The organism is Pedobacter sp. R-06 (assembly GCF_049913135.1).
GTDB lineage: Bacteria > Bacteroidota > Bacteroidia > Sphingobacteriales > Sphingobacteriaceae > Pedobacter.
Window position 1 is genome coordinate 2,248,572 of sequence record NZ_CP183977.1, and the last position, 11,813, is coordinate 2,260,384.

12 protein-coding genes and 1 tRNA gene are annotated in these 11,813 nt (G+C 37.2%); 3 read left to right on the top strand and 10 right to left on the bottom strand.

All coding sequences use genetic code 11. From position 1 onward, the window contains the following. Nucleotides 1–45: 45 nt before the first annotated feature. The 6 genes from ACN9MR_RS09250 to ACN9MR_RS09275 form a co-directional block, all read right to left on the bottom strand. Complete coding sequence (locus ACN9MR_RS09250) at nucleotides 46–693, bottom strand: helix-turn-helix domain-containing protein (protein WP_426329392.1); 648 nt, start codon at nucleotides 691–693, stop codon at nucleotides 46–48. 668 nt (nucleotides 694–1,361) lie between these two features. Next, nucleotides 1,362–1,449, bottom strand: a tRNA-Ser gene (locus ACN9MR_RS09255). Between the two features lie 95 nt (nucleotides 1,450–1,544). After that, nucleotides 1,545–2,534, bottom strand: a complete 990-nt coding sequence (locus ACN9MR_RS09260; protein WP_426329394.1) for a YihY/virulence factor BrkB family protein — start codon at nucleotides 2,532–2,534, stop codon at nucleotides 1,545–1,547. A gap of 8 nt (nucleotides 2,535–2,542) precedes the next feature. Continuing rightward, complete coding sequence (locus ACN9MR_RS09265; RefSeq protein ID WP_426329396.1) at nucleotides 2,543–2,950, bottom strand: acyl-CoA thioesterase; 408 nt, start codon at nucleotides 2,948–2,950, stop codon at nucleotides 2,543–2,545. After that, on the bottom strand, nucleotides 2,950–4,005 hold the full coding sequence (gene mltG / locus ACN9MR_RS09270) for an endolytic transglycosylase MltG (RefSeq protein WP_426329398.1): 1,056 nt from the start codon (nucleotides 4,003–4,005) through the stop codon (nucleotides 2,950–2,952). The genes ACN9MR_RS09265 and mltG overlap by 1 nt, the downstream gene beginning before the upstream one ends. 18 nt (nucleotides 4,006–4,023) lie before the next feature. Next, on the bottom strand, nucleotides 4,024–4,794 hold the full coding sequence (locus tag ACN9MR_RS09275; RefSeq protein ID WP_426329400.1) for a PASTA domain-containing protein: 771 nt from the start codon (nucleotides 4,792–4,794) through the stop codon (nucleotides 4,024–4,026). A gap of 211 nt (nucleotides 4,795–5,005) precedes the next feature. Between ACN9MR_RS09275 and ACN9MR_RS09280 the strand changes: the two genes are divergently transcribed. From ACN9MR_RS09280 to ACN9MR_RS09290, 3 genes are all read left to right on the top strand, one after another. After that, entirely contained in the window at nucleotides 5,006–5,992 is a 987-nt protein-coding gene (locus ACN9MR_RS09280; protein ID WP_426329402.1) for a D-alanine--D-alanine ligase, read from the top strand. Between the two features lie 211 nt (nucleotides 5,993–6,203). Beyond that, on the top strand, nucleotides 6,204–6,788 hold the full coding sequence (locus ACN9MR_RS09285; RefSeq protein WP_426329404.1) for a Crp/Fnr family transcriptional regulator: 585 nt from the start codon (nucleotides 6,204–6,206) through the stop codon (nucleotides 6,786–6,788). A 165-nt stretch (nucleotides 6,789–6,953) separates the two neighbouring features. After that, nucleotides 6,954–7,346 carry a DUF983 domain-containing protein gene (locus ACN9MR_RS09290; RefSeq protein ID WP_426329406.1) on the top strand — a complete coding sequence of 131 codons (393 nt, stop codon included), beginning with the start codon at nucleotides 6,954–6,956 and terminating at the stop codon, nucleotides 7,344–7,346. A 360-nt stretch (nucleotides 7,347–7,706) separates the two neighbouring features. Here the strand turns inward: ACN9MR_RS09290 and ACN9MR_RS09295 are convergent, their stop codons facing one another. From ACN9MR_RS09295 to ACN9MR_RS09310, 4 genes are all read right to left on the bottom strand, one after another. Further along, complete coding sequence (locus tag ACN9MR_RS09295; protein ID WP_426329408.1) at nucleotides 7,707–8,234, bottom strand: hypothetical protein; 528 nt, start codon at nucleotides 8,232–8,234, stop codon at nucleotides 7,707–7,709. Between the two features lie 782 nt (nucleotides 8,235–9,016). Continuing rightward, complete coding sequence (locus tag ACN9MR_RS09300; RefSeq protein WP_426329410.1) at nucleotides 9,017–9,778, bottom strand: copper homeostasis protein CutC; 762 nt, start codon at nucleotides 9,776–9,778, stop codon at nucleotides 9,017–9,019. Nucleotides 9,779–9,800: 22 nt separating this feature from the next. Further along, a complete protein-coding gene (locus ACN9MR_RS09305; protein ID WP_426329412.1) occupies nucleotides 9,801–10,679 on the bottom strand; it encodes a YegJ family protein in 879 nt (292 codons plus the stop codon). 43 nt (nucleotides 10,680–10,722) lie between these two features. Further along, nucleotides 10,723–11,757 carry a N(4)-(beta-N-acetylglucosaminyl)-L-asparaginase gene (locus tag ACN9MR_RS09310; RefSeq protein ID WP_426329414.1) on the bottom strand — a complete coding sequence of 345 codons (1,035 nt, stop codon included), beginning with the start codon at nucleotides 11,755–11,757 and terminating at the stop codon, nucleotides 10,723–10,725. Between the last annotated feature and the right edge of the window lie 56 nt (nucleotides 11,758–11,813).

Sequence of the window (11,813 nt, forward strand, 5' to 3'; positions counted from 1 at the left end):
AAAACTACTGCTGGGGAAAGAGTAAAAATTGTAAGAATGTAACCGCTAAATAAAAAGCCAGATATTTTCTTTGCTGGTATCTACCTTTTGAAAGAACGTGTTAGGGCTAATATTGGTAAACTGCTTAAAATCCTTAATAAAATGAGATTGGTCGTAAAATGAATTGTTATATGTCAATTCGGTTAAATTTTTGGATTTCCCCTGATCTGTAATTGAATTTCTAAACCTATGGATTTTCCGATATTCTATAGGCGATTTGCCTATGTTGGCTATAAATAGCTTATGCAGATACTGTCTTGAAAAATTATACTTCCGGGCAATTTCATCTATTCGTAGATCAGATTCTATATCGATCAATACATCATCAAGTATTGAAGCCTGCTTATCAAGTAATTTTGATAACCAGTATTTTTCTATTTTTTCAATTTGTTCTTTTCTGTCTGTAAGCATAAATATTTCTCTCATTTTGGCTGTAAAATCAGAGAACGGAATAAATTGACTAACCATTTTATTGATGAAAAGAGGTTTTGTATCTGCAATAAAATGATGGATTCCCAAAGGCTTAAAATAGAAGGTCATTTCATTTACCGGATTAACGTAAGATACTTCTATCGGTTTTGAATAACTGGCTACGTAATCAGCTACAATATTTTCCTCAAGGCTTGACTTTATTATCATTTTACGCTGTTCCATACAAATTTCGGTATTTTGATTTACTGAAAGAATGAAAAAATTGTTAGGAAAAGTCCAATAATGAAATGGGGCTGAATTTTGATTTTCAGAGATAAAATAATAACCCTCGATATATTTTTGCAGGGTTTTGTCTCTGGTAGTATAAAACTCAAGGTTCATATAGTATATTTATTTGCATTCTTCATATCAAGCTGCTAACGGCAAGCAGGCTCACTTGGTGACGAATATTTACCCACAAAAATGTTCAGGTTTTAATAAGAGTTCAATCATAGAACTCCATTTGAATTTAACAGCGCCTATTTGTAGGCACCTATCCAAAGGTAATAACTGATTATGTTTTACAAAACAATTTAGTACATCAATATCATCTGTGTTCACACCCACGTTGATATAGGCCTTAAAATCTTTTCGTTGATGAAGTCGTAAGTACTCATTGTTAAAAAAGTGGCAGAAAACATTAAGTTTCCGCTATTGACTATGGGTGAAAAGGAAGTGATATTGTCTTAATAAACATATATGTTGGCTTTAGCAGAGTGAAAAGAATTCGAACCCACTCATCTATATGCTATTAAGCCTGCTTTTATATCTCTCGATATTAAAATAGCCATGACTTAGCTATTTTTTTAGACATAAAAAAAATGGGCCTTAATAAGACCCATTTTTCCATTTGGCGGAAAGCGAGGGATTCGAACCCCCGGACCTGTTACAGTCAACAGTTTTCAAGACTGCCGCATTCGACCACTCTGCCAGCTTTCCGGAGGCAAAAGTACGAACTCCGGTTAAATCTGCAAACTATGAATGCTTTTTTTTTATATAAACTTGATAATTACTTAACACAGAGGGAGAAAAAATTATTTTTTCTGTATATTTTCTTCAATTGGCTCAGATTTTTTGAACAAATTAAAGGTAGGGCGGATAATCTTCACACTTCTTTTGCTTACATCAACGCTGGCATTCAGTTCAAAACCAATCAATAAAATCAAAGAATTAAGGTAAAGCCAGATCATCACAACGATTAATGTTCCGATAGAGCCGTAAACTTTGTTATATGAAGCAAAATGGTTGATGTAGAAAGAAAAGCCCCAAATAGTAAGGAAAGCTAAAATGGTAGCCAGCCAGGAACCTGCACTAAAGAAACGCCATTTTTTAGAATGTGCTGGCCCGTATCGATATAGGATAGATACCGTTAAAAAATATAAAATAGCCAGTAGTGCCCACTGGGTAAACTGTACGGCAAAGGCCAGGAAACTACCTTTAATGTGGAGTTCGTTTGTGATCTTATTCAGTAAAACTTCTCCCAGAGTCATGGCGCTGATGCAGATAATAATAGAAAAACAAATAATCGTAGTTAATACCAGTGCAATTAAGCGTTGTTTTAACCAGCCCCTGGTTTCGATAATCAATGATGATTTATTAAAAGCCTTCATTAAGTTTTTAACCCCATTGGTGGCAAAAAAAATGGCCGATAAAAAACCGAAAGATAATAAGCCCTTATTCTGGTTTTTAATAATGTCTTTCAATGTGGTTTCAAAGGCATCAAAAGCATTGTGTGGGAGTACAAGCTGTATTAAGTTTAACAGTTGATCCTGGAAACCTTTTATCGGAATAAAAGGAATTAATGTAAACAAGAAGATAATGCCAGGGAAGATAGCCAGCATAAAACTGTAAGCTAAAGATGATGACTTGTTTACCAAAGCATCTTTGCCAATTTCACGAAAGAAAAATGTGGCTACGGTATACAATGGAAGTGGACTAAAACCAGGCAAAACGCATCCTTTTGTCCATTCGATAAATCTAGAATAGAGTTTAAGATGTAATAATTGCCTATGTAACCATTCCATTGTATTTGTTATTTAAAAAACACCGATAGTTTTTGCATAAAATTTTCGGGCGGATTTGTAGGTTTATTTTTCTTCATATCAACAAAAACCAGTGTAGTGGCTCCAATGTTTATGAGTTCTTCTTTTTCGTTATACAATTCGTACTCAAAAAAGATCCTGATGCCTGGTAAGGCTTTGATGATTGTTTTTACGGTAATTTCCTGATCGTAAAGAGCAGGTTTAATATATTTGCACTTTAATTCTAAAACAGGCATCATAATTCCATCAGCTTCCATCGAGCTATAGCTCATGCCCAAACTGCGTAACATTTCTACCCGGCCTACTTCGTAGTACTGCGCATAATTGCCATAATACATATAGCCCATTTGATCGGTTTCGCCATACCGGACCCTGATTTTTGTACTGTGGCTATACATTATTTAAAAATATTTCTTTTGTTTAAAGCTTCACGATATTTCTTTGCATTGATTTCGTGCTGCGCTTTATTTTCAGCAAAGTTATGATAGCCAGAAAAATCTTCTTTGGCACACATGTAAATATAATTGTTGTTGTCGCGGTTTAGTACGGCATCAATTGCATTAATACTTGGCATCATAATCGGCCCCGGAGGTAAACCTGCATATTTATAAGTGTTGTAAAGCGATTGTACCTGTAATAATTTTCCGGTTACCCTTTTAACGGTAAAATCGTTGTTTGCAAAAATCACCGTTGGATCAGCCTGTAACAATATCCCTTTATTTAAACGGTTTAAATACAAGCCTGCTATAATGGGCATTTCTTTGTCGTAAAGGGCCTCTGCGTCAACAATAGACGCCAGCGTATATACCTGTATCGGCGTCAGGTTTAAACTTGCTGCTTTTTGCTTGCGGTCGGCTGTCCAGAATTTATCATATTCCTTGTGCATGCGTTCAAAGAAATCAACCGGCGAAATATTCCAGTACATTTCGTAAGTATTCGGAATAAACATGGCATATACATTATCCTGGTTAAAACCATATTTGCTAATCAGCGCCGTAGAATCTAAAACATTGATAAAGCTTAATGAATCGGCTTCCAGATTGCTGGCCAGATATGCAGCAAAGTTTTCTTTCTTACGGATGTTATGGAATTTCAATTTAACCGGATCCTGATTTCCGGCCTTAATTAAGTTAATTAAACTGCGGTTGGTCATCCCTTTGGTTAAACGGTAACGTCCGGGTTTAACACTCGTAGCTAAATTCATTTTTCCGGCAGCTGCGGTAAAAGAAGAGATGCTTTTTACCAGATCTTTCTTTTTAATTTCTGCGATCAAATCATCGTAGCTGCTTCCGGTTTTGATATATAGATATTTTTGATTTTCGGTAACGTTAGGGGCAAAGTAAAGCCTGTAAATATTTAACGCAAAGTAACCGGCAATTAAAATAACTACAAGCGCAATAACTATTGCCACTTTTTTGCCTGTACTCATGTTCTTTTTTTCTACTTCAGTCATCTGTAATATGATACGTGTTTATTGTTGTTTGTTAGATAGGGTAATATTAATCTTTGTGCCTATAGCCACTTTGGTTAACGAATCAACCAGCATAGGATCTTGTTTAGTAATAACAGCAGCAGCGCTATCGGTAATAGGACCATCATAAATAATGGTACCTAAACTCAGGTTCGAACCTCTTAGGCTAAATTTCGCTTCATCCATCGTTAATCCCATTAATTGCGGAATATCTACTTCTTCGTTTCCACGTCCATCGCCCAATACCAGGTTAATCCTCGAGCCAACAGGCACAATCTGTCCGACTGCTATCGGCTGACCGCCGAAAGAAGCTTCTAAAACCACATCGCGGCTTACATCTGGTTTATAAGTGGTATCTCCGAGTTTTAATCTCGAGCTCTCTATTATAGCTTGCGCTTCTCTTAAGGTCTTAAACGCTATATCAGGGAATTTTGTATTCGGTGTTTTACCTGCATTAATGGTTAAGTAAATGGTACGGTTATCTTTAACAAAAGTATTGGGATCAGGATCCTGATCAATTACAATTCCCGCAGGCTGATCCATAATAAAAACAGAATCTACTTCATATTTTAATCCGGCATCTTCGAGTTTCTTAACTGCCTGCTCAAAAGACAAGCCTTTTACCACAGGTACATTTAAGCCTTGTCCGTGTTTGGTATAATATCTTAAACTAAAAAAAGCGACCAATAGAAGCACCACAACTGTTACTATTGCAGCTAAAATATTGTTTCTAAACGATTTGGTTTTTAAATAATCTATAAATTTAGACATGAATCTTAATTTGGGTTATGCGTACAAGCTCAAATGTAACTATTTTAATGGTTGATTGAATTATAGAATCCGTTTCCTCATTCAATCATGCTCTAATTAATTCATTCGATCATTCAATAATTCTCTCCTTCAATATTATTAAAGCACAAAGATATTTATATTTTTGAGGATATATTTATATTCAATTTCTATTTATAAAAGGATTTTTAACATGAAGAAAACGATAGCATTGTTAACAGGCGGTACCACAGGCGAATGGGTTGTTTCGGTGAAAAGCGCAGCCACTATTGCTCAAAATATCGACCCTGATTTATACGATGTGTATAAGATTATGCTGACTGAAAAGGGCTGGTTTTACGAGCCTGCTGATTCTGTTAAAATTGAAATTGATAAAAATGATTTTTCCTTAACGCTTGAAGGAAGAAAAATTAAGTTCGACGGTGTTTTTATTGCTATCCATGGTTCGCCTGGTGAGGATGGGAAATTACAGGGCTATTTTGATATGTTGGGTATCCGATACACTGCCTGCGATGCACTAACTTCATCAATTACGATGAATAAAGGTTATACCAAAGCGATTGTAGAAGGCATTGATAACCTGTACACAGCAAAATCTGTTCAGATATTTAAAGGTGGCAGCTATAACTTAAATCAAATTAAGCAAGATCTAAGACTGCCTTATTTTGTTAAACCTAATAGTGGGGGCAGTAGCATTGGTATGAGTAAGGTAAAACATGCCGATGATCTGGAAAGTGCTTTAGAAAAGGCCTTTAAAGAAGATGATCAGATTTTAATTGAGGAGTTTGTTAGCGGCAGAGAGTTTTCGATTGGCATTTTTGGTGCTGAAGGAAAAATCATTGTTTTGCCAGCCACAGAAGTTATCCCGGCAAATGAATTTTTTGATTTTGAAGCCAAGTACACCCCGGGTGCAACTGAAGAAATTACACCAGGCAGAATGAATGAAGAAGAGGTGAGCCGGGTGCAACAGGTGGTAAAGGATGTATATAAGAAATTAAATTGCAAGGGAGTGGTACGTGTTGATTATTTCCTGGAAGAAGGAACCGGTAAATTTTATTTTATCGAAATCAATACCATTCCCGGGCAAACAGCAACCAGTTTTATTCCGCAACAGGTGGCGGCAATGGGGATTACATTGAAAGCGTTTTATACCCGTTTAATGAAAGAGACGTTAGGTTAGTTTTCGTAATTCTTGTGATTAGTTTCATTCCCAACTCCATAGCTATCGGGTTGATTGGGAACCACGGAGTGCTCATGAATGGCTTTGAAACAAGGGAAACTTATGAGTAATCGTAATGCAATAGGCTTTAAGATTAGCTTCGCTGAGCACTTCGTGGTTCCCGCCTGCGCGGGAATGACGACCGTTTGAGCAGATTAAACCATTATAAGCAATGATGAACTTCCAAAAACTGATTGATAAAGGTTTAAAACTCAAAAACTATCCTAAAGATTCGGTTATTTACGAGCCTGGTATGCAGCCACGTTATGTATATTTTATCAAATCGGGCGAGGTAAGAATGGTTACCGTTAGCGATGAAGGAAAGGAATTTATTCAGGGGGTTTTTAAAACGGGGCAGTATTTTGGGGAACCTGCATTATTAATCGACAGGCCTTATTTAGCTTTTACCATTACCAATAAAGATTCGCAGATTATTGCTGTAAATAAAGAAGATTTCTTTGGTTTGATTAAAAACGAACCCGATTTTAGCATGGAACTGATCCGGACGCTGAGTAACCGCCTTTTTTATAAATCGATGATGTTGGAAGAACTGGCGAGCGAAAAGGCTGAGCATCGATTGTTAACGATTATCAATTACCTCCTTGACGACATTGCTGTAGGTGAAAATTTAAAGGTAACGCGGCAGGAATTAGCTGATATGACTGGTTTAAGGGTAGAAACAGTTATCCGTGGCACTAAAATACTGGCTGAAAAAGACCTGATTAAAACCATTAAAGGAAAAATAGTAAAGGTTTAATTGGGAAAGTATTAATGAACCAATAACCAAGTTACAATAAACAATTGACCAATGAACCAGTAAGCAATTGACCAATGAACTAATAACCAAACCACCAAACATGACGCAGATCATAAATTAGTTTTTAATTTTAGCCTTACCTTTGAGGTATTAAATTAGAAGATTATGGCTGAGTTATCTAAATTTCAAGCGTTTTTACAATGTAAATGCCCACGCTGCCGCAAAGGAGATATCTTTACTGGGAGTGCTTATTCTTTCAGATTACAAAAAACAAATATTACCTGCCCACATTGCAACTTAAAATTTGAGCGTGAACCAGGGTTTTTCTACGTAGCGATGTTTGTAAGCTACGCCATGAATGTTGCAGAAATCATTACTATCGGCGTAGCATCTTATGTTTTGGGTTTGCCTTTAATTTATGAAAACCTGTGGTACTACGTAGGTTTAATCTTAACAGGTGTTTTACTGCTATCTCCAATTAATTACCGTTATTCGAGAGTTATTTTGCTTCATTACCTTACACCGGGATTGCACTATGTACCCGGAAGTGGAGATTAATAAACTATAAAGAAAAGAGGCAGTATTGTAAAACTAATTTTCCTTCAGGTTTTGTCGTGCTGTCCAAATGACTCCTACGGAGAGCTTGCCGAAATACGTAGCCAAGGTTATTTAACCTTGTCTTTCGAACAGCTCCAATAGAAAGGTCGGTCATTGCGAGGAGGAAACGACAAAGCAATCTTTCATGTTAGTAATCCTGCCATAAAAGATTGCTTCGCCGGCTGAAAATAGCCTTCTCGCATCCGATAGCTATCGGATGATGATATCCCGAGGTTATCATTCTCTTAAAGCCATGTTGATTCTTATGCAATTAATTATCCCTTAAAATGACAATCAATATTTAGAACACAACTCTTTAAGCTATTTCTTCATTGGATGCTGAACATATTCAGATAGTCTCACCACCTTTCCATTTTTCAATTTAATATCGTTAAATAAAGCTATTGTATCTGTTTTGCCATCTTTTGTTGTAGAAACCTGGTTGTACCACAGGCTTACCCATTCTTCACTTTTATCTTTGTTTACAACCGATTCCATGTCTTGCATGTCGATTTTAAAGCCCTTCATTTTTTCGAATTCGCCCTGTAATTCTTTCAGGAGCTGAGATTTTGTCCCTTTAAATTTGTAGCCATCCAGGTCTAAGGCCACACTGTCTGCAAGCACCTTGCTCATACTGGCTGTATCTAAATTTTCGAATGTTTTAATAAGGGTCATTGCGGTTACCGCATTTTTGGTATCGGGGTTCATTTCCCAGTTTTGCACCTGTTTAATAGTATAGGGATACTTGGTGCTATCTGCAACTGCTGCCATATCAGTAGTTTTAGCTTCCTTATTTAGACATGCTGCAAAAAGTAAGGTCGCCATGATCAGGGGTGATAATTTCTTCATGATAATTAGTTTATTGGTTTGATTAAATATAACTAATTACTTGAATATTAATTGAATGTGTACAGTTTTTGTTCGTGGGTTTACATACAGTAGACAAGTTAAATAAATTAACTTACAGCGCGTTTTCGTTTTTTAAAGCCAAGGATTAAATTAATGATGGGTAGCACTTGGACAAATATAAATCCTAGCCCAAAGCCAGCGAGTTGAGTATTGAATCGTTTGAAATATGTCAATGAACCTTCATTGGTTAATTCAACTACGGCAAGCGACTTTGTGAAACTATACTGGGTATACAAATAAGCAAGAAGCAATAAGATAGACAATAGGATGTGAAGCCAATTCAAAATGTTCCAGACCAGATACGGCGATAATAATTTATAAAATAAAGCTAAAATGAATAAAAGTATGCTCCAGAATCTTATAAACTGAATATTCGTCATCACATAATAGGTGTCGTGAAAATTGATATCCAGGTTTGATACAGGGATAAAAAATGAAACTATCAGAATAAGGGTAGCAAGTAAAACCAGAAAGTTATAGGTTTTGAAAATTATTTTCATTTGTTAGCGCATTGATTTAAAGTTATGTTATCGTCCTCGTTTGCAATGTGGATGGAAGTGAAGGACCATTTTATCGCCATTTAACTGCTCATTTCGCATTCTAAAATGCAGATCTTGCCAGCCCTCATTACAAGCGGTACTATTTTAAGTTTCTGTATAGTTCAAAGATTTCTCCTCCGAAGGAGTTCCTTTGGAGCACTGCGGCCGAAATGACGATTGAAATTAATTATTTATAGTACTGTTAATACAATCTACCAAAGCCTTTACTTTTATTTCTGAGGTGAGTTCGTATCGATATTCGTCCTCAATACTGCCCATTTTGGTTTCCGTGTTTCTGAATTCCATTTTACTTGGCACGAATTCCTTTGCCGAAGCATGAAATTGAGTGGCACCCGTTTGATCGATAAGGTTTTTGATATTGTTTTCATTTATACCCGCGCCAGGCATGATGGTAATCCGGCCATTGGCCTTTTTTACAAGCTGTGTTAGTTTTTCTACCCCCAGAATTGCAGAAGATGCACCTCCAGAGGTAAGCACCCTTTTTATGTTGAGTGCGATTAAATCTTCCAATGCCTGATCCATATCGTTACTCATATCAAATGCCCTGTGGAAAGCCACCTCCATAGGCTTGGCCAGCTCAATCAGTTCAGCGCACCTTTCTTTGTCGATAGTGCCATCTGCTTTAAGTATTCCGGTAACTATCCCTTCGCAATTTAATGATCTGCAGATTTTTATATCTTCTTTCATTAACTCAAACTCGATTTCGGAATACAAAAAATCGCCTCCGCGCGGACGGATAATTGGCCAAACTTCGATGGATAGGTTTTTCTTAGCCAAGGCAATTTGAGCATAACTTGGTGTTGTACCACCTTCTGCCAGGTTATCGCAAAACTCCACTCTTTTCGCTCCGCCATTTTGCGCAGCCAATGCCGATTGATAAGAATTAGCGCATACCTCTAAACAACCAATTGCCACTTCACTCATTATATTAGATTTAGTTAATTTATTATTCTTGTGGTCCTGCCGGCCCTAAAACCACCCATCCTTTTGGAGATTTGTAGGTGTTAAGCAACTGTACTGATTTTCCACCATCTGGATACCAGCATACTTCTGTGATTACCCAATGCGTTTCATCAACCTTTTTGCGTTCTGGGAAAGCATTTTGGACAGTAGAAAAATCAGGGAAGCCATGTTCTTCTATATTATTGATGAAAGATAGTTTGAGCACTTCGGCGGTTTCGTCAATAATATCCTGGTCAATCTCCATCTTCATCACAGAAAGTAAAGATTTAGCTTCTTCAAAAAAGTCCTTACAGGCTATTGCAGCATCAATATCTTTATTGTTGTAGGCTTTTTCGATCGCCAGAATCGCACCTTCTGGTGTTTCGAGATTGGCTTTGAAATGATCAACACCCTCATCAATATATAAACCTATGCTGTTATCAAATGCGGCTTTCTCTTTTTCTGCAATGCCATCTCGAATAGCGCGTATGGTATAACCGCCAATTAACCTTCCGTTTTCAATAATCATCCAATCTGAGATCAAATCGCGCTTTATGCCAATTTTTTGATTAAATTTTACGGAACGAATGTTTACCGGTTCGTTTCCAACAGTGCCAAATAAGTTCCCTTCATCATCAAAATGTGGATCTGTTAACCAGATATGTTCGCCTTCATCACCATCGGTAATGAGTACTTTAATAGAAAAATAGTTTTGATAAGGTTGTTGGTTTTTTAAACTTTCTTCGAAATACCAAAGGGTTAAATTGGCTTTTTCGATCGCCCAGTTCATCCGTTCATCTTCACTCGGTACATAAACCATATCTGGCTCACCCTCGCGTTCGGCAACATTTTTCTTTCCGAAAATTTTAGATAATAATCCCATTTACCGTTTCATTTTTGTTAATCGTTTGGGAAAATTCAACATATTAATAATAGCTTTTACCTTTGATTAAAAGATCTTGTTTTTCTGCATTGCAAACGGCATAGCTAAAACCCTTCTGAATGGCATAGGCGCCATATTCACCTTTTTTGTTGATGGCTAAAAATCCTACCTGTATGTTTTTGGCAGTTTCGGGTTTCTTTTTAATGATACGCATTACCGCTTCTTTGCAGGCGGCTTCAGGGGTATAACCCTGACGCATTAATTCTACAACTAAAAATGATCCAACATTTCTCACTACCTCTTCACCTACACCTGTTGAGGTTGCACCACCAACTTCATTATCTACATAAAGGCCAGCGCCAATAATCGGACTATCGCCAATTCTTCCATGTAATTTATAAGCCATACCGCTGGTGGTACAGGCACCGGAAATATTTCCTTTAGCATCAATAGCAAGCATACCAATGGTATCGTGGTTGTATTGGTTTCCAGGAAGTTTTTGTGGCGCAGCTTTCTGGTAGAGCTTATTTTCGATGTTCATTACAGGTGCATATTTCGCCGTTTTTAACCATTCTTTCCAGGCTTTTTCACTTGTAGGGGTAAGTAGGTTTTCTTTTTTAAAACCCTGCTCTAACGCAAATTGTAGAGCACCATCACCCGCCAACATCACATGCGGTGTTTTTTCCATCACCTTACGTGCCACTGAGATGGGGTGTTTAATATGTTCGAGTGCTAAAACGGCGCCGCAGTTACCGAGTTCGTCCATAATGCAGGCGTCGAGGGTAACGTGGCCATCACGATCTGGTAAACCGCCATATCCAACCGATTGGTTGTTTTCATCAGCCTCTGGTACCCAAACACCCTGTTCTACGGCATCTAAAGCCCGTCCTCCAGTTGATAACACTTTCCATGCATCAGCATTGGCCGCAATTCCAAAATCCCAGGTAGAAATTACAATCGGGAAATTTTCTGCTTTTGTTTCTTTATGCGGAATTACATTGGCGATACTACTTTTATCAATGGCCAGCAATCCGGCCGATAGGGCAGACGCTTTTATAAATTTGCGGCGGTTAAACATGTGTGTGGTTATTGTTTGTAATGGTTAAGTGTTTAAATCGTTTAACTGGTTAATTG